Source organism: Acidovorax sp. NN32, assembly GCF_057597245.1.
Genome location: NZ_CP199679.1, coordinates 1,732,192 through 1,752,705 on the forward strand (window position 1 = coordinate 1,732,192; position 20,514 = coordinate 1,752,705).

17 protein-coding genes are annotated in these 20,514 nt (G+C 63.7%); 8 read left to right on the forward strand and 9 right to left on the reverse strand.

All coding sequences use genetic code 11. The features are described 5' to 3' along the window. Nucleotides 1–15 precede the first annotated feature (15 nt). The gene (gene nirB / locus ACT89O_RS07945) at nucleotides 16–2,460 is read right to left on the reverse strand and encodes a nitrite reductase large subunit NirB (RefSeq protein WP_487262292.1); all 2,445 of its coding nucleotides are present in this window, start codon (nucleotides 2,458–2,460) and stop codon (nucleotides 16–18) included. A 353-nt stretch (nucleotides 2,461–2,813) separates the two neighbouring features. Between nirB and ACT89O_RS07950 the strand changes: the two genes are divergently transcribed. Continuing rightward, on the forward strand, nucleotides 2,814–4,577 hold the full coding sequence (locus tag ACT89O_RS07950; protein ID WP_487262293.1) for a bifunctional protein-serine/threonine kinase/phosphatase: 1,764 nt from the start codon (nucleotides 2,814–2,816) through the stop codon (nucleotides 4,575–4,577). A gap of 161 nt (nucleotides 4,578–4,738) precedes the next feature. On the opposite strand, the gene ACT89O_RS07955 is transcribed toward ACT89O_RS07950, so the two are convergent. Continuing rightward, nucleotides 4,739–5,953, reverse strand: a complete 1,215-nt coding sequence (locus tag ACT89O_RS07955; RefSeq protein ID WP_121419398.1) for an MFS transporter — start codon at nucleotides 5,951–5,953, stop codon at nucleotides 4,739–4,741. Between the two features lie 507 nt (nucleotides 5,954–6,460). Between ACT89O_RS07955 and ACT89O_RS07960 the strand changes: the two genes are divergently transcribed. Further along, nucleotides 6,461–8,122 (forward strand): methyl-accepting chemotaxis protein, encoded by a 1,662-nt coding sequence (locus ACT89O_RS07960; RefSeq protein WP_121507108.1) that lies wholly within the window; start codon nucleotides 6,461–6,463, stop codon nucleotides 8,120–8,122. A gap of 125 nt (nucleotides 8,123–8,247) precedes the next feature. Here ACT89O_RS07960 and gntR read toward each other — a convergent pair whose 3' ends face one another. Further along, entirely contained in the window at nucleotides 8,248–9,273 is a 1,026-nt protein-coding gene (gene gntR, locus ACT89O_RS07965) for an HTH-type transcriptional regulator GntR (RefSeq protein WP_487262294.1), read from the reverse strand. 205 nt (nucleotides 9,274–9,478) lie between these two features. On the opposite strand from gntR, the gene ACT89O_RS07970 reads away from it, so the two are divergent. Genes ACT89O_RS07970 through ACT89O_RS07985 form a run of 4 tightly spaced genes read left to right on the forward strand, consistent with a single transcriptional unit; the run spans nucleotide 9,479 to nucleotide 12,861 of the window. Further along, nucleotides 9,479–9,964 (forward strand): gluconokinase, encoded by a 486-nt coding sequence (locus tag ACT89O_RS07970; protein ID WP_228900224.1) that lies wholly within the window; start codon nucleotides 9,479–9,481, stop codon nucleotides 9,962–9,964. Next, entirely contained in the window at nucleotides 9,961–10,482 is a 522-nt protein-coding gene (locus ACT89O_RS07975) for a TRAP transporter small permease (RefSeq protein WP_487256690.1), read from the forward strand. The genes ACT89O_RS07970 and ACT89O_RS07975 overlap by 4 nt, the downstream gene beginning before the upstream one ends. Nucleotides 10,483–10,494: 12 nt before the next feature. After that, nucleotides 10,495–11,787: a TRAP transporter large permease gene (locus ACT89O_RS07980; protein WP_121422627.1), complete on the forward strand. Its 1,293-nt coding sequence runs from the start codon at nucleotides 10,495–10,497 to the stop codon at nucleotides 11,785–11,787. 54 nt (nucleotides 11,788–11,841) lie between these two features. Further along, entirely contained in the window at nucleotides 11,842–12,861 is a 1,020-nt protein-coding gene (locus ACT89O_RS07985) for a TRAP transporter substrate-binding protein (protein ID WP_487262295.1), read from the forward strand. 118 nt (nucleotides 12,862–12,979) lie between these two features. Here ACT89O_RS07985 and ACT89O_RS07990 read toward each other — a convergent pair whose 3' ends face one another. Both ACT89O_RS07990 and ACT89O_RS07995 read right to left on the reverse strand, forming a co-directional pair. Beyond that, complete coding sequence (locus ACT89O_RS07990) at nucleotides 12,980–13,273, reverse strand: hypothetical protein (protein WP_055400235.1); 294 nt, start codon at nucleotides 13,271–13,273, stop codon at nucleotides 12,980–12,982. 83 nt (nucleotides 13,274–13,356) lie between these two features. After that, nucleotides 13,357–13,647: a DUF4148 domain-containing protein gene (locus ACT89O_RS07995; RefSeq protein WP_431152349.1), complete on the reverse strand. Its 291-nt coding sequence runs from the start codon at nucleotides 13,645–13,647 to the stop codon at nucleotides 13,357–13,359. Nucleotides 13,648–14,182: 535 nt separating this feature from the next. Between ACT89O_RS07995 and ACT89O_RS08000 the strand changes: the two genes are divergently transcribed. Continuing rightward, the gene (locus tag ACT89O_RS08000) at nucleotides 14,183–14,623 is read left to right on the forward strand and encodes a CBS domain-containing protein (protein ID WP_121419410.1); all 441 of its coding nucleotides are present in this window, start codon (nucleotides 14,183–14,185) and stop codon (nucleotides 14,621–14,623) included. 231 nt (nucleotides 14,624–14,854) lie between these two features. Here ACT89O_RS08000 and ACT89O_RS08005 read toward each other — a convergent pair whose 3' ends face one another. From ACT89O_RS08005 to ACT89O_RS08020, 4 genes are all read right to left on the reverse strand, one after another. Then, nucleotides 14,855–15,694, reverse strand: a complete 840-nt coding sequence (locus ACT89O_RS08005) for an ABC transporter ATP-binding protein (RefSeq protein WP_487262296.1) — start codon at nucleotides 15,692–15,694, stop codon at nucleotides 14,855–14,857. After that, nucleotides 15,691–16,641 carry a nitrate ABC transporter permease gene (ntrB, locus tag ACT89O_RS08010; RefSeq protein ID WP_121507102.1) on the reverse strand — a complete coding sequence of 317 codons (951 nt, stop codon included), beginning with the start codon at nucleotides 16,639–16,641 and terminating at the stop codon, nucleotides 15,691–15,693. Before ntrB ends, ACT89O_RS08005 begins: the two co-directional genes overlap by 4 nt. Nucleotides 16,642–16,677: 36 nt before the next feature. Continuing rightward, nucleotides 16,678–17,922: a CmpA/NrtA family ABC transporter substrate-binding protein gene (locus ACT89O_RS08015; protein ID WP_121419413.1), complete on the reverse strand. Its 1,245-nt coding sequence runs from the start codon at nucleotides 17,920–17,922 to the stop codon at nucleotides 16,678–16,680. A gap of 519 nt (nucleotides 17,923–18,441) precedes the next feature. Next, a complete protein-coding gene (locus ACT89O_RS08020) occupies nucleotides 18,442–19,068 on the reverse strand; it encodes an ANTAR domain-containing response regulator (protein WP_121419414.1) in 627 nt (208 codons plus the stop codon). 205 nt (nucleotides 19,069–19,273) lie between these two features. Between ACT89O_RS08020 and ACT89O_RS08025 the strand changes: the two genes are divergently transcribed. Further along, on the forward strand, nucleotides 19,274–20,440 hold the full coding sequence (locus ACT89O_RS08025; protein ID WP_121419415.1) for a branched-chain amino acid ABC transporter substrate-binding protein: 1,167 nt from the start codon (nucleotides 19,274–19,276) through the stop codon (nucleotides 20,438–20,440). The last annotated feature ends 74 nt before the right edge of the window (nucleotides 20,441–20,514 follow it).

Below are 20,514 nucleotides of genomic sequence, written 5' to 3' on the forward strand. Positions count from 1 at the left end.
CCGGACTTGGGGCGATCAGGCGCTCAAGGGCGCGAACTGGCGTGTGTCCACGGCCGCCTTGTCAAAGTCGAACCAGGGATCGGGCTCGCCGTCCAGCGCAAACTGCAGCTGCTCCCACAGCGCCTTGCGGCCTTCGTGGTCTTCCAAAATGCGCTTCTTCACATAGTCCAGGCCCACACGGTTCACGTAGTGCACGGTGCGCTCCAGGTACCAGCCTTCCTGGCGGTACAGCTCGCAAAACGCGCCGGTGTACTCCAGCACTTCCTCGGCGGTTTTGAGCTTGGTGAAGAAGTGCGCCACCTCGGTCTTGATGCCGCCGTTGCCAGCCACATACATCTCCCAGCCGCTGTCCACGCCGATGATGCCCACGTCCTTGATGCCCGCCTCGGCGCAGTTGCGGGGGCAGCCGCTCACCGCAAACTTCACCTTGTGCGGTGCATACATGCGCCACATGGCGCGCTCCAGATCCTTGCCCATCTGGGTGCTGTCTTGTGTGCCCATGCGGCACCACTCGCTGCCCACGCAGGTCTTCACGGTGCGCAGGGCCTTGGCGTAGGCATGGCCGCTGGGCATGCCGATGTCCTTCCACACGTTGACCAGGTCTTCCTTCTTCACGCCGAGCAGATCAATACGCTGGCCGCCCGTGACCTTGACGGTGGGGATCTTGTATTTGTCCACCGCATCGGCAATGCGGCGCAACTCATCGGCCGTGGTCTCCCCGCCCCACATGCGGGGGATCACGCTGTAGGTGCCGTCTTTCTGGATGTTGGCGTGGCTGCGTTCGTTGATGAAGCGGCTTTGCGGGTCGTCCTTGGCTTCTTTCGGCCAGGTGCTGATGAGGTAGTAATTGACCGCCGGGCGGCAGGTGGCGCAGCCGTTGGGCGTCTTCCATTCCATGAACTTGAACACCTCGGCAATGCTGACCAGCTTGCTGCCGCGGATCGCGTCACGCACGGCCTGGTGGCCGTGGTCGGTGCAGCCGCAGATGGCCTTGGTCTTGGGCGTGGCGCTGTAGTCGCCACCGGCGGTGAACATGATGATCTGTTCCACCAGCCCCGTGCACGAGCCACAGCTGGCGCTGGCCTTCGTATGCTTGCGTACTTCATCCAGTGTGAACAGGCCTTTGTCCTTGATGGCCTTGCAGATGGCGCCCTTGGTCACGCCGTTGCAGCCGCATACCTCGTCGCTGTCCTGCATGGCGGCAGCCTTGCTCTGGCCCTGGTGGCCGGTGTCGCCCAGGTGCGATTCGCCAAACATCAGCTTGTCGCGGATGTCAGTCACGCTGCGGCCATCGCGCAGCAGCTTGAAGTACCAGCTGCCGTCCACAGTGTCGCCATACAGGCAGGCGCCCACGAGCTTGTCGTCTTTGATGACGAGCTTTTTGTACACGCCACCGAAGGGGTCGCTCATCACGATCTCCTCGGTGTCGTCTCCTCCTTGAAAGTCTCCGGCCGAGAACAGGTCGATGCCCGTCACCTTGAGCTTGGTGGACGTGAGCGAGCCCTGGTAGCGGCCGATGCCGAATTCGGCCAAATGGTTGGCCAGCACCTTGCCCTGCTCGAACAGCGGGGCCACCAGGCCATAGGCAATGCCCCGGTGCGCGGCGCATTCGCCCACGGCGTAGATGCGGGCGTCGGTGGTGGTCTGCAGCGTGTCGCTCACCACGATGCCGCGGTTCACGTGCAGGCGCATCTTTTCGGCCAGGGCGGTGTTGGGGCGGATGCCCACGGCCATCACCACCAGGTCGGCGGGCACCTCGGTGCCGTCCTTGAACTTCACGCTGGCCACGCGGCCTTCGGCGTTGCCCACCAGCTCCTGCGTCTGCGCCTTCATCAAGAACTGCATGCCGCGCTCCTGCAGCGACTTTTGCAGCATCTTCCCGGCCACGTCGTCCAGCTGCCGTTCCATCAGCCAGTCGCCCACATGCACCACGCTCACTTGCATGCCGCGCTTCATCAGGCCGTTGGCGGCCTCCAGGCCCAGCAGGCCGCCGCCGATGACCACGGCATGCTTGTACGTGGCGGCCGCGTCGATCATGGCCTGTGTGTCGGCAATGTCGCGGTAGGCCAACACGCCCTGCAAGTCTTTGCCGGGGATGGGCAGGATGAAGGGGTTGGAGCCTGTGGCGAGGATCAGTCGGTCGTATTCGGCGGTGACCACCGTGCCATCCTTGCTGGTGGCGCTGACCACGCGGCGCACGCGGTCCACGTCAGTCACCGTAAAACCGGTGTGCAGCGTGATGTGATTGTCGGCATACCAGGACCAATCGTTCAGAATGATCTCGTCGATGGTCTGCTCGCCGGCCAGCACGGGCGAGAGCAGGATGCGGTTGTAGTTGGGGTGGGGCTCGGCCCCAAACACCGTGATGTCGTAAAGATCCGGGGCAATCTTGAGCAGCTCTTCCAGCGTGCGCACACCGGCCATGCCGTTTCCTACCATCACCAGCTTGAGCTTTTTCATCGTGACTCCGTCGGTTCTATCGCCTGGGCGATTCGAAAAACAAAAAAGGCGTCCACACGATGCCGTTTCGAATTCCTGTCGAAACCGCATGTGCGGACGCCTTCGTCCGGGCAATCCACCCCTGCGCCATTGCACGGGTGGATTGCGTGACCCTGTGGGGTCGTTGCTGGAGTTAAGCAATGCTTGTGCCAGTCGATTTGCACTGAGGTGGGGCGGCTTCTGGGGGTGTTTTGAGACCCGGGTGTGGGGGGTGGTGCAGTGCTGCCCCGGCTCTGCGCAGGCGCCACGGGGGTATGCCCTTGTCTGGCGCGGGGCGCACCACCTTGGGCACGGAACCTGCAAGGAGCTGGTGCATGACTTTTGAACTGGATTTCGGCCACACCTCGCAGGCCGGGCGCAAGGAGGTGAACGAAGACTTCGCCGCGCTCGTGTTGGGCCAGGGGCGCGACCGTGAGCGCGGAGCCATCGCGGCCATCGCCGACGGCGTGAGTACCGGCGGCAATGGCCGCGAGGCCGCCCAGACTTCAGTGAACACACTGGTGAACGACTATTTCGCCACGCCCGACACCTGGGACACCACGGTGGCGCTGGACCGCATCCTGTCCGCCCACAACGGCTGGCTCGCCTCCATGAACCGGCGCCGCCAGCCTGCGGTGGGGCTGACCACGCTGACCGCGCTGGTGCTGTGTGGCCAGTCGTACACGCTGGCCCATGTGGGAGACACGCGCGCCTACCTGGTGCGCGAGGGCCGCCTGCAGCAGCTGACCACCGACCATGTCATGGCGCAGCACGATCTCAGGCACCAGCTCACCCGCGCCATGGGCCTGGACGACCACGTGGTGGTGGACTACAGCCAGGGCGAGCTGCGCAGCGGCGACCTGTTTGTGCTGCTGTCGGACGGCGTGCACGGCAGCATGCCCGAGCGCGAACTGCGCCAGCTGCTGCGCCAGGAGATACCGGCCCAGGCGCTCACCGACGAGCTGGTGCAGGTAGCCCTGCGCCGTGGCAGCAGCGACAACGTGACCGCGCTGGTGGTGCGGGTGCAGGGCGCGCTGGAGGCCACGCTGCAAGACGAATCGCGCCGCGCCCAGGACCTGCCCGTGCTGCCCCTGCTCAAGGTGGGCGACACCGTGGACGGCCTCACGGTGACAGCCATCGTGGCCGACAACGGCATCCACCGGCTGTACCAGGTGCGCGATGGAGCCACGCAGCGGCTGTATGCCCTCAAGACCCTGCTGCCCGCGCGCGCTCACGACGCCGAAGAACGCGCCACGCTGGCGCACGAGGCCTGGGTGGCGCGGCGCATGCAGTCGGGCCAGGCCGCCGCCCATCTGGCGCGGCTCAACGACTGGCCGGTGGGAGACGGCGGCTTTGGCGATGGCGTCGCAGCCAGCGCGTTTTACCTGCTGTACGACTGGCATTCCGGTGACACGCTGGGGCAGCGCCTGCGCCATCGCCAGCACCTGGCCGTGGGGCAGGCTGTGACGGTGACCGTGCAGGCCGCGCGCGTGCTGGGCTGGCTGCACCGCCAGGGCGTGGTGCACCGCGACATCAAGCCCGACAACCTGCACCTGGGCGACGACGGGGTGCTGCGTGTGCTGGACCTGGGCGTGGCCCTCTCAGGCCGCGAGCCCGAGGCCACCCGCCGCCTGCACGCCGGAACCCCCAGCTACATGAACCCGGAGCAGTGGCCGGGCTATGAAAAGGGCGGCGACCCCTCCGGTCAGTTGCCCGACGCGGGCAGCGACCTGTTTGCGCTGGGAGTCACGCTGTACCAGCTGCTCAGCCACGGGCGCCTGCCCTATGGCGAGGTGGTGCAGTACCAGCTGGGCCGCTACCACCGCGACCCGGTGCCCCCCAGCCGCCACAACCCGGGCGTGCCGATCTGGCTCGACCAGATTGCCCTGAAGGCCGTGGCCCGCAACCGCGCCCAGCGTTTTGAAACTGCCGAGGAACTGCTGCTGGCCCTGGAGCGCGGCGCCTCACGCCCCCTGTCGGCGACCGGGCCCCAGCCGCTGATGCAGCGCGATGCCACGGCCCTGTGGAAGATCGCTCTGGCCGTGAGCGTGCTGGTGAATGTGCTGTTGATTTATTGGCTGCTGTTTTTGCCGCGATGAGCTTTCGCGGCGATTTGCTATTAAAAACATAGCTTTTAGCGCTTATGAGATAAGCGCTGGGGCTTGTTTTGGTCAAAGACCGTGCATGCACGACGCCCATTGAGCGAGTGCCCTTTTGCTGGAAGTGTGGCGAGCGTTTGCGCGCTCACCGGCTACGCCGGTCATGCGCTGCGCGCACGTCCACCCTTCTCCGCCCACGTGCGCGTCCAGCGGATCTGCATCACCCGCAGTAGCACCAGCATGGCCAGCGCGCACACCGCAATGCCCACAAAGCCCCAGAGGTAGGTGCCGGTGTACTGGCGCGAGATGCCCATGCCATTGGGGATGAGGCCGCCGCCCAGCGCGCCGATCTCGCCGATCATCGAGCCTGCCACCGCCGTGGCCAATGGCCAGCGCAGCGGCACCAGCTGGAACAGGGCGCCGTTGCCCGCGCCCAGGGCCGCAAAACACACCAGGAACAGCAGCATGGTCACGGGCAGTGATTTTTCGGCCAAGCCACACAGCACCATGCTGGCGGCGGTGATGGCCAGCACGCCGGTCAGGGTGTTCACACCGCCCCAGTGGTCCGACAGCCAGCCACCAAACACGCGCAGGGCCGCGCCCAGGAATGCCGCCATCATTGTGAGTTGGCCGGCTGCCACCTTGCTCACGCCGAACTGGTCATAAAAGTAGCTGGGCAAGAAGGTAGTCAGGCCAATGAAGCCGCCAAAAGTCACGGCGTAGATCAGGCTGAAGGCCCAGCCGTCTTTTTCAAACAGGCAGGCGATGTGCTCACGGAAGCTGGCGTGGGGTGCCAGGTCGGGCGGCTCCTTGGCATACACCGCCATCACCAGCGCGGGTATCGCCACACTCACGGCAGCAAAGCCATACACGGCCTGCCAGCCAAATTTCTGCGCCAGCATGGGCGCGAGCAGGGCTGCCACCGCAGTGCCCACGTTGCCGGCGCCCACGATACCCATGGCCAGGCCTTTGTAGCGCGGCGGGAACGAGCCCGAGCCCAGTGACAGGGCCACCCCAAAGCTGGCACCCGCCACGCCCAGCAGGATGCCCATGGCGAGCAGGTCGTTGTACGAATGCACGAACAGGTAGCCATAGCCCATGGCCACAAAGATCCCCGCCATCTCGACCAGCGTGGCGTTCTTGCGACCGATGTACTGCGCCAGGATGCCCAGCGGAAACCGCATGAGGGCGCCCGCAAAGATGGGAATGGACAGCATCATGCCCATCTGCGTCGGCGTGAGCTGGAAGGCATCGCGGATGAACGGTGCCATGGCACCGTTGATCACCCAGACTGCGCACGAGAAACCGAAATACAGAAAGGACGACCACAGTGTTGGGGCGTGGCCGGACTTGAGAAATTCTCGAAATTGAAGCATGGCGATCTAGCGCAAAGAGGCTGCTGTGCTGCTGCAAGCACACCCACAACCGGGCAGAAAAACAAAAAGGCGCCAACACGGGCCGCGCGGGCTTGCTGGTTTGTTTGCAAGCCCCACACATCCCATGAAGACGCCAACGTCTTGTTCGCCCAATCCGCCGTTGCACCGGGCTGACACACGGCCAGCGTTGACCGTAGTGCTGAACATGCAAAGGATGTGCCAAGTTCTGGTGGCACTTGGTTTGAGTAAAAACGGCAGCTGGCGCTTGCGTATCGAGAGTTTTTTGCTATCAAATTTGAAGTTAAAATTGCCTGCCAGTCCAAGTTAGTGCAGCGTGCTCCGGTGTGATGCACTTTTTTGGCGCGATGCACCAATTTGGTGGCTGCAAACCAGCAGAGCCACTTAGGTGTTTCAAATCATAAAAATTCAACATAGGATGTATTCGGTTCATCCGTTGCCGTGTTGCCCGGTTCTGGGGTGACGAGGCATTCCCTGAGGAGGGTCCCCATGCGCGTCAATCTCCCGATCAGCACGCAGGAATATGCGTTCCCCAAAGGCCAGACCCTGGTGTCCACCACCGATCTCAAGGGCCGCATCCTGTACTGCAACCCGATGTTCATCGAGGTCAGCGGGTACGAGAAGGAAGAGCTGCTGGGCCAGCCCCACAACATCGTCAGACACCCCGACATGCCCGAGGAGGCCTACCGCGACATGTGGGAGACCATTGCCAGCGGCAACCCGTGGTCGGCCCCGGTCAAGAACCGGCGCAAGGACGGCACGTTCTACTGGGTGATGGCCAACGTCACCCCGCTCATGCAGGGCGACCAGCCCACGGGCTACATGTCCGTGCGCACCGAGGCCACCCGCGACCAGATACAGGCCGCCGACCAGCTCTACCGCCAGATGCAGGCCGAAAAACAGGCTGGAACCCTGGTGCACGTGCTGCGCGAGGGGCAGATCGTCAAGAACACGCTCTGGGGGCGCATGGCCCGCGCAGTGCAGCTCGGGCCGCTAGGCAAGATCATGCTGTGCACGCTGCTGCTGGTGTTCGCGTCGTGGGGGGCTGCGCTGCTGGGCGGGCACACCATGACCGTCGCAGCGGGCGCAGCCTGGCTGGGCGTGGTGCTGCTGGCCCTGGGCATGGCGGTGTACCTGCACCGGGCCACCGTGGCGCCGTTGTCGCAGATGCTGCGCTGGGCCAACCGCATGGCCGCAGGCGACCTTACCCAGAAGATTGCGGCGTCGCGCAGCGACACCGTGGGTCAACTGCAAAAGGCGCTGGCCCAACTCAATGTGAACCTGTTGTCCATCGTGCGCGATGCGCGCCAGGAGAGCGAACACATGCAGCTTTCCACCCGCGAGATCGCGCAGGGCAACCAGGACCTGTCGGAACGCACCGAAGCCCAGGCCAGCAATTTGGAGCAGACGGCGGCGTCGATGGAGGAAATCACCGGCACCGTCAAGCAGACGGCCGAATCGGCCCGCCAGGCCACCGTGCTGGCCACCCAGGCCACCCAGGTGGCTGAGCGCAGCAGCGAGGCCGTGGACGGCGTGGCCAGCACCATGAAGCAGATCCAGACTGCCTCCGGCCGCATCAGCGAGATCACCCAGCTCATCGACTCCATTGCGTTTCAGACCAATATCCTCGCGCTCAACGCCGCCGTGGAGGCCGCGCGTGCGGGTGAGCAGGGGCGCGGGTTTGCGGTGGTGGCCTCCGAGGTGCGCAGCCTGTCGCACCGCACGCTCTCGGCCGCCAAGGAAATCCGCCAGCTCATCGACGACTCGGCCACCAAGGTGAGCGAAGGCCACGCAAAGACCGACGCAGCGCAGAAGACCATGACCGAATCGCTGGAGCTGGTGCGCCGCGTGAACACGCTGATCGGTGAAATTCACAGCGCGTCCAACGAGCAGCTCAGCGGCATCTCTCAGGTCAACGCCGCCGTGGCGCAACTGGACACCATCACGCAGCAGAACGCCGCGCTGGTGGAGGAAAACGCCGCCTCGGCGATGCAGCTCAACGGGCAGGCGCAGACGATGACCGAGACGGTGCAGGTGTTCCGCATCGATGCGTCGGCGCCCAGCCAGGCGCGGGATGCGGTGGCGTTGCGCAAGGAGATGAAGGCTGGCAAGGGCGCATCGTCGTCCAGCCGCGCCTTGGCGGCGCTCTGAGCGCCAAGGGATTTCACGCAGTCCTGGAAACTGGCACGGTGCCATCACCAGTGCCACCGTGGAACGGCTTCGCAAGGCCACAGGTGGCGTCCCCCTGGGGGAAGACGCGAAGCGGCTCAGGGGGCTTATGTACTTGCCCGCACTGTCAGCTCAAACCCCAGATTCACTGAATTTTTCTCCGGCATCTCGCCCCGCATCAGCGTCAGCAGCATCTGCGCACTGGCCTCTCCGATGGCCGAGCGCGGGGTGCGTACGGTGGTTAGCGGCGGCAGCATCTGGTCGCTGCCTGCCAGATCGTTAAAGCCGGCGATGGCCACGCGGCCAGGCACGTCCAGACCCAGACGCTGGGCGGCCAGCAGACCACCCTGCGCGAGGTCGTCGTTGCAGAAGAACACGGCGTCCACGCCAGGGCGGGTGCGCAGCACCTCTTCCAGCAGCTCTGCACCCAGGCGGATGGATGAAGGCTGTGGGCTGAGCAGCTCCAGCCGCGGGTCGTACATCCCCGCCTCGCGCAGGCAACGGCGGTAGCCTTCGGCGCGCTGCATGGTGCGTGGGTCCAGCTGGGCGGCAACGAATGCGATGTTCTTGTGGCCGCGCGACAGTAGGTGGGTTGTCATCGCATGGCCTGCGTCCTGCTGTGAAAAGCCCACGCAGAACACGCCGGGTGCGGGCGTCATTTCCATCAAGTGCACGCAGGGCACGCCGCTGGTGGCAATCATGCGGCGGGCGGCCTCGGTGCGGTCAAAGCCCGTGACGAGCAGGCCCGCGGGGCGATGGGCCAGGTAGGTGCGCAGCAGCTGCTCTTCTTCCTGCGGGTCGTAGTGCGTCACGCCAATCAGGGCTTGGTAGCCGTGCGGGAAGAGGGTGCGGTGCACGGCCTCCAGCACGTCTACAAACAGTGCGTTGGACAGCAGCGGCACCAGCACCGGCACCTGCACACTGCGCTGCGAGGCCAGTGCGCGGGCGGCGGGGTCGGGCACGTAGCCCAGTTGTGCGGCGGCGTCTTTCACACGCTGCACCAGTTCTTGCGCCACGCCGCGCTCGCCGCGCAGGGCACGGGACGCGGTGATGGGGCTCACCTCGGCGGCCTTGGCCACGTCGTTCAGCGTGATGCGGCCGCTGGAGCGGCGTCTTGTCTCGGGTTTGTTCAAGGGTTAACCCTCATGGGGGTTGAGGTTGATCTGGTTAGGATAGCGCTGTCCAAGCGATGGAGCAAGGCGATACCCGCCATTTTGGATGAAGTTGAAGAACTTGCCACAGTTTGGGCGGCATCCGGGACCGGATGCCTTTTTTACGGCTTGCTTGGATAGCGCTACCAATATGAGTGTTTTGCCGTCAACGGTTTATCTGGTGGTCATGGGTGTGGCCGGATGTGGCAAGTCCAGCCTCGGCGCTGCGCTGGCGCAGGCCGAAGGGCTGCCCCTGATCGAAGGGGACGACCACCACAGCCCGGCCAGTCGCGAAAAGATGCGCCAGGGTATTGCCCTGACCGACGAAGACCGCGAGGGCTGGCTGGCCACGCTGGGGCAATTGCTGCAGGCGCACCCGCACGGCGCGGTGCTGACCTGCTCTTCGCTCAAGAAGGCCTACCGAGACCGGCTGCGCGGCGCCTGTCCGGGGTTGCGGTTCGTGTTCCTGGAGATCGACCGCGCCAACGCAGGCCAACGTGTGGCGGCGCGCGCGGGCACCCATTTCTTTTCCAGCGCGCTGGTGGACAGCCAGTTCGCCACGCTGGAGTCACCGGTGGGCGAGGCGGGCGTGTTGCGGCTCGATGCGCTGTTGGATCTGGCCACGCTGCAGCAACAGGCTTCGGCCTGGATCGCCGCCCAGGAGTCTGCATGAATTCCCCTGCACAACAAGCGCAACTGCAGCCGTCGCTCAGCCGGTTCGCCAGGATCTCCCAGCTGCTGATGGCCAGTTGCCTCGGCGTGATGGCCGTGGCGGTGTTCATCAACGTGGTGCTGCGCTACGGCTTTGGCAGCGGTGTGGCGGCGAGCGAAGAGCTGTCGCGCCTGCTGTTTGTCTGGATGGTTTTTATCGGTGCCGCAGCGGCCTACCCCGCCGGTGAGCACATGGCTTTTACCAGTCTGGCGGGCCTGTTGGCAAAGCGCCCGGTGGCCTTTGGCCTGTTGACGGCCGTGATCCGGCTGCTCGTGATCAGCGCCAGCGCCATGTTGGCCTGGGGCGCCTGGCAGCAGGTAGTGGTGGGCATGGGCAGCCGCTCCGTCGTCATGGCCTACCCGGCAGCGTTGCTACCACTGCCGGCCTTTTTGTGCGCGGTGGCCATCGGAGTGATGGCGGTCATCGAGTTGTTTCAACGCAAGCCGCTGGACCTCGGTCACGGCGCCGAGGTGGAGTAAGTGATGATGGCCATGGGACCCGAAGCGCAGGCTTTTATCGTTTTTTCGCTGGGCATGCTGGTGCTGATGGGCACCGGCATGAACATGGGCCTGGCCCTGGTGCTCACTGGCGCTGGCATGGCCTGGGTGCTGGATTTTTTCGATACGCAATTGCTCGCGCAGAACCTCGTGGCCGGGGTGGACAGCTTTCCGCTGCTGGCCGTGCCGTTCTTCATCCTGGCCGGTGAGCTGATGAACTCAGGCGGCATCAGCCGTCGCATCATCGACATGGCGCAGGCATGGGTGGGGCATATCCGGGGTGGGCTGGGTTATGTGGCCATCGGCGCTGCGGTGCTGATGGCCAGCATGAGCGGGTCGGCCCTGGCCGACACGGCCGCGCTGGCCACCATCCTGCTGCCCATGATGCGCCAGCAGGGCTACCCGATGAACACCTCGGCAGGGCTGATCGCCTCGGGCGGGATCATTGCGCCCATCATTCCGCCGTCCATGCCGTTCGTGATCTATGGCGTGACGACCAACACCTCGATCTCGGCGCTGTTTGTGTCGGGCATCGTGCCTGGCTTGATGATGGGCGCGGGCCTTATCTTTGCCTGGCGCTGGGTGCTGCGCGGCTTGGATCTGCCCAAGGGCGAACCCTTGCCCGCCAAGGACCGCTTGCGCGCCACGGCACGCGCCTTCTGGGCCATGCTGATGCCGCTCATCATCATCGGCGGCATGAAGACGGGGGTTTTCACCCCCACCGAGGCCGCCGTGGTGGCCGCGTTCTATGCGCTGGCGGTGGCACTTTTCATCCACCGCGAGATGAAGCTGGCGGACATCTATGGCGTGCTGGTGCGTGCGGCCAAGACGACTTCCATCGTGATGTTCTTGTGCGCAGGCGCCCAGGTGGCCAGCTACATGATCACGCTGGCCGACCTGCCCAATGTGCTGACCAGCTGGCTGGGCCCGCTGGTGGAGAACCCGCGCCTGTTGATGGCCGTGATGATGATCGTGCTGGTGCTCATCGGCACGGCGCTGGACCTCACGCCCACCATCCTGATCTTTGCGCCCGTGATGCTGCCCATCGCCGTCAAGGCGGGGATCGACCCGGTGTACTTCGGCCTGATGTTTGTGCTCAACGGCGCCATCGGCCTCATCACGCCGCCCGTGGGCACCGTGCTCAACGTGGTGGCCGGGGTGGGGCGCATCTCGATGCACAGCGTGATCAAAGGCGTGAACCCGTTCCTCTTCACCTATGTGCTGATCCTGGCACTGCTGGTCGTGTTTCCGCAGATCGTGACCGCTCCGGTTCTGTGGATGCGTTGACGATGCTGCGCCTCTTTTCCCGTGCCTTTCTTTCCTTCGCCAATGGAGACAACCATGAAAACTTTCCGCCGTACCCTGCTCGCCGCCCTGTCGGTGGCCGCCATCACCTGCTCGTTCCAGGTCGCTGCGCAAGACATCAAGCCGCGCATCATCCGTTTTGGCTATGGCCTCAACGAGGTGTCCAACCAGGGCCGCGCCACCAAGCTGTTTGCCGAAGAGGTCGAAAAAGCCTCGGGCGGCAAGATGAAGGTGCGCGCCATCGGTGCTGCGGCGCTGGGCTCTGATGTGCAGATGCAGCAGGCCCTGATCGGCGGCGCGCAGGAAATGATGGTCGGCTCCACCGCCACGCTGGTGGGTATCACCAAAGAAATGGCGATCTGGGACACGCCCTTCCTGTTCAACAACGCCAAGGAAGCCGACGTGGTGCTGGATGGCCCCGTGGGCCAGAAGGTGATGGACAAGCTGCAGGAAAAGGGCCTGGTGGGCCTGGTGTACTGGGAGAACGGCTTTCGCAACCTCACCAACAGCAAGCGCCCCGTCAACAAGCTGGAAGACATGGACGGCATCAAGCTGCGCGTGATGCAGAACAACGTGTTCCTCGACAGCTTCAAGACCCTGGGTGCCAACGCGGTGCCATTGCCGTTCTCCGAACTCTTCACCGCGCTCGAAACCAAGACGGTTGACGGCCAGGAGAACCCCTACAACACCATCCTGTCGAGCAAGTTCTATGAGGTGCAGAAGTACCTCACGGTGACCAACCACGTCTACAGCCCCTGGATCGTGCTGGTGAGCAAGAAGTACTGGGATGGCCTGTCGAAGGCTGAGCAGAAGGTGCTGCTCGACGCCGCCAAGAAGAGCCGCGACTTCGAGCGCCAGGACACGCGTGCCGAAGCCGACAAGGCCCTGGCCGACCTCAAGGGCAAAGGCATGCAAGTGAACGAGCTGCCTGCCGCCGAAGCCAACCGCATGCGCGAAAAGCTCAGCGCCGTGAACGCGAGCATCGCTACCAATGTGGGTGAAAGCCTGTGGAAGGATGTGCAGGGCGCTGTGGCGCAGGCGCGGGCTGGCAAGTAAACCAACGCTTGTTGACGGGGCTCAGCCCCGGCAATAGAAAAGGCCGAGGCCCCATGCGGGGCCTCGGCCTTTTTGCATTTGCAATTCAGGGTCTGCACCACGGCGCAGACCCTGCAAATTACAGCGAACCGATTTCGCCGGAAGAGATCTTGCCGGTGCGCAGCGCGTCCACAGCCTGAGCATTCACTGCATTGCGGTCAGCCGTGGAGGTGTAGACCAGAGCACGCGAACCGACGGGGATGGCGCCGCTGGTCTGGGGCACGGTGGAGGCTTCAGCCATCACTTCAGCGCGGGTGCGGCTGGTTTCGAACTTCGTGGCGAATTGCGATGCATCGGCTTCGTCAGCCTGGGCACCGAAGGAAGCGAAAGCGGCAACAGCAGCGATGGAGAGGAAACGTGCGGTCTTGTTCATGGTGAAACTCCTGTGAAATTCAAAAAATGGGGACGAGGTGTCTGGAATACGTGAAGCGCGAGCCGTGGATTCAAAAAGGTGAATCAACCGCCTTCAGCGGGGCCCACGCGGCCAGTGCGCATGGCTTGTGCGGCAGCTTCGGCACGCACTGCAGCGCGGTCTACCGTGGACTTGTAGGTCACCACGCGGGAGCCTGCTGGCTCCTGGCTGCGCATTTGGACTGCGGCGGCGGCTTCGGCAACCACTTCGGCACGGGTGCGGTTCGTGTCGAATTGCAGGGCAAATTGCGAACCATCAGCTTCGTCAGCCTGCGCACCGAACGAAGCGAAAGCAGCCACAGCGGCGATAGAGAGAAAACGTGCAGTCTTGTTCATGATGAAAGTCCTTGAAGTTAAAAAAAGCGTCTCAAAAAAGCCGGAGCGAAGATCAAAAACAACGTGCTTCGCACCGGGTTCGGTGAGTCGCCTTGCGGGTTCGGCTCATCGATGGGATGAACTGTACGCCGCAGGTGGATGAAGAAAAACCAGCTGGTCGCAAACTAACTGTTCCAGTTTTGGAAACAATCTGGACGCTTGTTTCCTGCCTGTGGCCGATGAGAAGAATCTCAGGCCCGCAGCCGGTCGCAAGCGATCGATCCGAGGCAAGAAGGGTGGGCGTTGATTCCTTTGGAAGTGCGTTGGACATGGGCTGTATCGTGCCCGCCCGGCGCTGCGGCGTCGTCTCGTCGCCGTTTCGGTTCTTTTCAGTTTGTTTCGGGTTCGGCCGAATGCAACAGGGTCGAAACATATGCATCGCTGTTGCCACACCGGGCCCAAAAGGGGGATAAATCGGGCTTGCGCGGCTTGCGCCCGTTGGGCTTATGGGCTGAAATCTCTCTGTACCTGTTCCAGGTGTTACGAGGGAGGTTCCATGACCGTAGTCGCCAAAATTCTTCAGTCCAAACCGGACGCCACTGTCCACACCATTGCGCCCACGGCGTCGGTGTTCGATGCGCTCAAGCTCATGGCCGACAAGGGCATCGGCGCCCTGGTGGTTACCGAGGGGGATGCCATCGTGGGCATCTTCACAGAGCGCGATTACGCGCGAAAGATCGCCCTGCTGGGCCGCACGTCAGCCGCCACGCTGGCGCGCGATGTGATGACCACCTCGGTACGCTTTGTGCGGCCCGAGCAGACCAGCGAGCAGTGCATGCAGATCATGAGTACCGGCCGTCTGCGCCACCTGCCCGTGGTGGACAACAACGGCAAACTCGTGGGCATGATCTCGATCGGGGACTTGGTCAAGGACATCATCTCCGAGCAGAAATTCATCATTGAACAGCTGGAGCAGTACATCACTGGTAGCCATTAGAGGACAACCCCCTGAGGCGCTGCGCGCCTTCCCCCTTCTCTCGAATTGCTTCGCAATTCGGGAAGGGGGACGCACCCAGCGCGGCGGGGCGGCCCTTGCGCGGGTGCACTGGTCTGGGAAAGCGAGCTTGCGGAGGCTTTGCCCTTGGCGCACACCAAAAAAAAGGGCTCTGACCGTATCTGGTTAGAGCCCTTCTTGCTTCGAGTACATGGGTCGCCGCCGCCCGTTGACTCAAGCGGCTTTTTCTACGTGCCCTTGACGCGTGTAGAGGAAGTCGATCACCGCCTTGCGGTAGTGCACGTACTGGGGGTCTTCGGCCAGCTCCACGCGTTTGCGGGGGCGGGGCAGGTCTACCGACAGCACCTCGCCAATGGTGGCTGCGGGGCCGTTGGTCATCATCACGATCTTGTCGGACAGCAGCACGGCTTCGTCCACGTCGTGGGTCACCATGACCACCGTGCTCTGGGTGCGCGCCACGATCTCCAGCAGCTCGTCCTGCAGTTTGGCGCGGGTGAGGGCGTCCAGCGCGCCAAAGGGCTCGTCCATCAGCAGCACCTGGGGCTCCATCGACAGCGCCCGGGCAATGCCCACGCGCTGCTTCATGCCGCCAGAGATTTCACCGGGGCGTTTTTGTCCAGCGGGCGTGAGGCCCACCAGGGCCAGTGCGGCGTCGGTGCGGGCCTTGAGCTGGGCTTTGGTTTCCTTGGCGCCAAACACGCGCTCCACGGCCAGGTAGACGTTGTCGAAGCAGGTGAGCCAGGGCAGCAGCGAGTGGTTCTGGAACACCACGGCGCGCTCGGGGCCGGGGCCCTTGATCTCCTTGTTGGCACACAGCAGTGCACCGTTGGTGGGCGTGGTCAGCCCGGCGATCAGATTCAAGAGCGTGGACTTGCCGCAGCCCGAGTGGCCGATCAGCGCCACGAACTCGCCCTTGGCAATCGTCAGGTTGATGTCGCGCAGCGCGGGGAACAGGCCCTTGGCCGTCTTGAAGGTCTGCTCGACGCCGTGGACTTCGATGAACTTGGTGCTCATGGAGGGGTGTGTGGATGCTGCCGTGGTGGTCGTGTTCATGCTTTCACCTCTTCAAACGTAAATGCGGTGGCCAGCTTGATGAGCGCAAACTCCAGCACCAGCCCGACGATGCCGATCACGAAGATCGCGATGATGATGTTCTTGACGTTGAGGTTGTTCCACTCGTCCCACACCCAGAAGCCGATGCCCACGCCGCCGGTCAGCATCTCGGCAGCTACGATCACCAGCCATGCGGTGCCCACGGCCAGGCGCACGCCGGTCAGCATGTAGGGCAGCACGGCGGGGAAGAGGATCTTGGTGGCGATCTTCCATTCGCTCAGGTTCAGCACGCGGGCCACGTTCATGTAGTCCTGCGGCACGCGCTGCACGCCCACGGCGGTGTTGATGATCATGGGCCAGATGGAGCAGATGAAGATGGTCCAGATGGCGGCGGGGTTGGCGCCCTTGAAGACCAGCAGGCCAATGGGCAGCCAGGCCAGCGGCGACACCGGCCGCAGCAGGCTGATGAGCGGGTTGAACATGCGCGACAGGAAGTTGAACCGCCCGATCACGAAGCCCGCCGGAATGCCCACCAGCGCCGCCATGCCAAAGCCCACGGCCACGCGCTCCAGCGACATCAGCACGTTCCAGCCCACGCCCTGGTCATTGGGGCCATTGCGGTAGAACGGGTTGCTGAAGATTTCCAGCGCCTGCTTCCACGTCTCCACCGGGCTGGGGATGCTGCCGCCCGTGGTGGTGGATACCACCGCCCACAGACCGATGAGCAGGCCCAGGCCACAGAGCGGCGGCAGCACCGCCATCCAGAAACTGCGCGACAGGGCCGCCCAGTCGCGACTGGCAGGGGCGGGGCTCGCCGTTGTTTCGGATTTGGACTGTTTTTGGCTTCTGCCGCTTGCTGGTGAAGCGCTGATAGCTACATTATTCATAGCGTTCTGTGCAGCCACGGGGGCTGCATCCAACGGGGAGTGAAAGACGGCACTGACCATGGTGTTCTCCTTGGCAGGGTGGGCGGGGCAGGGCGCTTACGCCTTGATCTTGAAGCTGTCGGCGTACTTGGCGGGGTCTTTGCCGTCCCACACCACGCCGTCCATGAGCTTGGCGGTGCGCATCGGGTCCTTGGGCACGTTGATCTTCATGGCGCTGGCAACCGACTTGTACAGGTCCACCTGGTTGATCTCTTTGGCCACGGCCAGGTAATCGGGGTGGCTCTTGATCAAACCCCAGCGCTTGTGCTGCGTCAGGAACCACATGCCGTCCGACAGGTAGGGGAAGTTCACCGCGCCGTCGTTGAAGAATTTCATGTGGTTGGGATCGTCCCAGGTCTTGCCCATGCCGTTCTGGTAGCGGCCCAGGATGCGCTGGTTGATGGCGTCCACGCTGGTGTTGATGTAGGACTTCTGGGCCACCGTTTCGGCCATCTTCATCTTGTTGGACAGGCTGGCGTCAATCCACTGGCTGGCTTCCAGCACGGCCATCATCACGGCGCGGGTGGTGTTGGGGTTCTTCTTGACGAAATCGGCCGAGGTGCCCAGCACCTTCTCGGGGTGGTCCTTCCAGATGTCCTGGGTGGTGTTGGCGGTCACTCCGATGCCATCCATGATGGCGCGGTGGTTCCAGGGTTCGCCCACGCAGAATCCATCCATGTTGCCCACGCGCATGTTGGCCACCATCTGGGGTGGCGGCACGGTGATCAGCTTGGCGCCCGACAGCGGGTTGATGCCGGCGGCGGCCAACCAGTAGTGCATCCACATCGCGTGGGTGCCGGTCGGGAAGGTGCCTGCGAAGGTGTACTCGCGCTTGTTGGCGGCCATGAACTTGGCCAGGGACGGGCCATCCACTGCGCCCTTGTCGGCCAGTGCCTTGGACAGCGTGATCGCCTGGCCGTTGTTGTTCAGGCTCATCAGCACGGCCATGTCCTTCTTGGGGCCGGCCGTGCCCATGTGCACGCCGTACACCAGGCCATACAGCACGTGGGCAAAGTCGAGTTCGCCATTCACCAGCTTGTCGCGCACACCGGCCCACGACGCTTCCTTGGTGGGGATGATGGTCACGCCATACTTCTTGTCAAAGCCCAGCACCGAGGCCATCACCACGCTGGCGCAGTCGGTCAGCGGGATGAAGCCAATCTTGACTTCCTTTTTCTCGGGGGCGTCCGAGCCCTGGGCGTGCACCAGGGCGCGCAGGGCGGGGCTCACGCCCACGGCGCCCACGGTAGCTGCCTGCAGCACGGTGCGGCGGTTGAGGCTGGTTTTCAACAGATCGGTCATGGGGCGGTTCCTCGGTGCGTTAGAAAACAAAAAAGGCGTCCTCTCCTGGCCGGGTTGCATGCGCAAACGGGCTCGGAGAGGGACGCCTTTGTCCATGGCAAAGCCCATTGGGGGGCCTTGTGTCAGCACCGGCCCGCCATTGGGTCAGTGCTGTCAGTGGTGGGACCGTCTTTGGTCTTGCCAGGGTTAATGCAAGCAGCGTGCCAGCCTTTTTCATACCGGCTTTGCTCCAATACAGCGCATGATCTGCTACCAAATTAGTAGCTGCTTGTGCTTATTTATCAAGCGGTAGCGGCCAGTTTGGCTTGAAAATTTGCGATGATGGTGCGCGCGCCGAGTGCTGCACTGCATTTGTGCGGCGCACCATTTGGGGAGAAGCCGGTGGACCCGGGCGCGACCCAGGCGAGGGATGCCAAGCAAGGGCCGCCCCGCTGCGAGGGCATCGTCCCCCTTCCCGAATTGCGCAGCGATTCGAGAGAAGGGGGAAGGCGCACAGCGCCTCAGGGGGAAGTCACCTATTCAACCCAGCAGATCCATCACATCGAGCATGCGCTGGGCCACGTCCACCAGCTTGAGGCCCTTGTCCATGGCGGTCTTGCGCAGTTTCTCGTACGCGGCTTGTTCGCTCAGGCCCTGGCGCTGCATGAGCAGGCCCTTGGCGCGGTCGATGGTCTTGCGGTCTTTCAGTTCGGTCTTGGCGTCGGCCAGTTCGGCACGCAGGGCCTGTTCGTGCTGGAAGCGCGCCATGGCCACGTCCAGGATGGGGCGGATGCGCTGGGGGGCCAGGCCCGCCACGATGTAGGCTGACACGCCCGCCGCCACCGCGTCCTTCACGTGCGAGGTGTCCTCGTCGTTGGTGAACATCACGATGGGGCGGCGCTCGTCGCGCGTGGCCATCACCACATGTTCGAGCGCGTCGCGCGCCTCGCTTTCGGCGTCCACGATGATGAGGTCGGGCTGCAGCTGGGCGATGCGCTCGCTCAGGAAGACATCGGCAGGCAGGGTGGCCACCAGGTTGAAGTTGTTCTCCAGCAACCCAATGCGCAGCGCACGCGACCGTTCCGCCTGAAGTACGGCGTGTTCGTCGGCGGGGTCGGCGACTGCCAGATCCGGGGCAACCACCACGATGCGCAGAGACTCGTTCATACCCAGGAGCATAAGCAATTTTTACGCCACAAAATGGTGCATCGAAGCGGTGCGTTCCGGGGCTGAAGGCTGGCAGCAGGTTGCGGCAGCTTCCAAGGCCTGAAACTTGCTAATAGTTTGTCGATGGGCAGGGCATACCCGATAGCAGCTACCCGGTCGCATCGCATATACATCTGGTCACATTGACCCATTCAAGAGGATTTGCATGAACAAGCACATTGACCGGCGGCGTATCTCTGCCGGCTTGGCCCTGACCACCGTGGCGGTATCCGCGCTGCTGGTGCTGACAGGCTGCAGCAAGGTGCCCGACACCATCAAGATCGGCGTGGCCCAGCCCCTCTCCGGCCCCTTGGGCGCGCTGGGGCAGGATTTGCTCAACGGCGTCAACCTGGCCGTGGCGGAACTGAACAAGGGTGGCTACACCGTGGACGGCAAGCGTGTGACGCTGGAGGTGGTGTCGGTGGACGACAAGGCCGACGCCGCCACCGGCAAGACCGTGGCGCAGCAGCTGGTGGACTCGGGCGTGGTGGCGGTGATCGGGCACCTGAATTCGGGGGTGAGCATTGAGACGGCTCCGATTTACGCCGCCAAGGACATCGCCCAGATCGCCATCTCCACCAACCCCAAGTTCACGCAACTCGGCTTCCCAACCACCTTCCGCATGGTGGCCAATGACACCTTGCAGGCGCGCGCTATCGGCTCGTTTGCCGCCACACAGCTGGGTGCCGCCCGCTACGCTGCGCTGGACGATGGCACGCCCTACGGCAAGGGCCTGGCCGACGGTGCTGCCGAGCAGCTCAAGGCTGAAAAGAAGGAAGTGGTGGTGCGCAAGTCGTTTGACGACAAGACGGTGGCTTTCGATGAACTGGCTGGCGAGCTGAAGGCCGCCAAGGTCGAGGTCATCGTGTCCACCCTCAACGACTTTCAGGCCCTGGCTCTGCTCGAAGCCCTGCGCAAGGTTGACCACACCAAGGTCAGCCTGCTGGGCGGGGACACCATCAAGACCACCGACATGACCAAGGCCATGGGCATGGTCGAAGGCGTCTACGCCACATCGCCCGTACTGGAAGCCAAGGAGTTCACCACCGGCAAGCCCTTCCTTGAAAAGTACATCGAGGCCTACAAGAAGCCCCCGGCCTATGGCGGCCACTACAGCTACGACAGCACCTATGTGCTGTCAGCCGCCATCCAGAAGGCCAAGTCGGCCGATCCGAAAGCGATCACCAAGGCCATGCACAGCATCAACGGCTATGCGCCCGTGATCGGCACCATGACCTGGGACGACAAGGGCGAACAGCGCTACGGCGCCGTGGGCGTGTATGAACTGCGCAGCGGAAGCTGGGAACTGCGCATGCGTTCGGACCGCTGGTAAGCAAGCCGCCGCGTCGGCAAGCGCCATCCATCCGCACAACCCCTGCTGGCGACTGCCAGCAGGGGTTTTTGCAT

Excerpts from the sequence above, each read along its gene's own strand:
- nirB (WP_487262292.1), bottom strand. The coding sequence starts at position 2,460 with ATGAAAAAGCTCAAGCTGGTGATGGTAGGAAACGGCATGGCCGGTGTG.
- ACT89O_RS07950 (WP_487262293.1), top strand. The coding sequence starts at position 2,814 with ATGACTTTTGAACTGGATTTCGGCCACACCTCGCAGGCCGGGCGCAAG.
- ACT89O_RS07955 (WP_121419398.1), bottom strand. The coding sequence starts at position 5,953 with ATGCTTCAATTTCGAGAATTTCTCAAGTCCGGCCACGCCCCAACACTG.
- ACT89O_RS07960 (WP_121507108.1), top strand. The coding sequence starts at position 6,461 with ATGCGCGTCAATCTCCCGATCAGCACGCAGGAATATGCGTTCCCCAAA.
- ACT89O_RS07970 (WP_228900224.1), top strand. The coding sequence starts at position 9,479 with ATGGGTGTGGCCGGATGTGGCAAGTCCAGCCTCGGCGCTGCGCTGGCG.
- ACT89O_RS07975 (WP_487256690.1), top strand. The coding sequence starts at position 9,961 with ATGAATTCCCCTGCACAACAAGCGCAACTGCAGCCGTCGCTCAGCCGG.
- ACT89O_RS07980 (WP_121422627.1), top strand. The coding sequence starts at position 10,495 with ATGGGACCCGAAGCGCAGGCTTTTATCGTTTTTTCGCTGGGCATGCTG.
- ACT89O_RS07985 (WP_487262295.1), top strand. The coding sequence starts at position 11,842 with ATGAAAACTTTCCGCCGTACCCTGCTCGCCGCCCTGTCGGTGGCCGCC.
- ACT89O_RS07990 (WP_055400235.1), bottom strand. The coding sequence starts at position 13,273 with ATGAACAAGACCGCACGTTTCCTCTCCATCGCTGCTGTTGCCGCTTTC.
- ACT89O_RS07995 (WP_431152349.1), bottom strand. The coding sequence starts at position 13,647 with ATGAACAAGACTGCACGTTTTCTCTCTATCGCCGCTGTGGCTGCTTTC.
- ACT89O_RS08000 (WP_121419410.1), top strand. The coding sequence starts at position 14,183 with ATGACCGTAGTCGCCAAAATTCTTCAGTCCAAACCGGACGCCACTGTC.
- ACT89O_RS08005 (WP_487262296.1), bottom strand. The coding sequence starts at position 15,694 with ATGAACACGACCACCACGGCAGCATCCACACACCCCTCCATGAGCACC.
- ntrB (WP_121507102.1), bottom strand. The coding sequence starts at position 16,641 with ATGGTCAGTGCCGTCTTTCACTCCCCGTTGGATGCAGCCCCCGTGGCT.
- ACT89O_RS08015 (WP_121419413.1), bottom strand. The coding sequence starts at position 17,922 with ATGACCGATCTGTTGAAAACCAGCCTCAACCGCCGCACCGTGCTGCAG.
- ACT89O_RS08020 (WP_121419414.1), bottom strand. The coding sequence starts at position 19,068 with ATGAACGAGTCTCTGCGCATCGTGGTGGTTGCCCCGGATCTGGCAGTC.
- ACT89O_RS08025 (WP_121419415.1), top strand. The coding sequence starts at position 19,274 with ATGAACAAGCACATTGACCGGCGGCGTATCTCTGCCGGCTTGGCCCTG.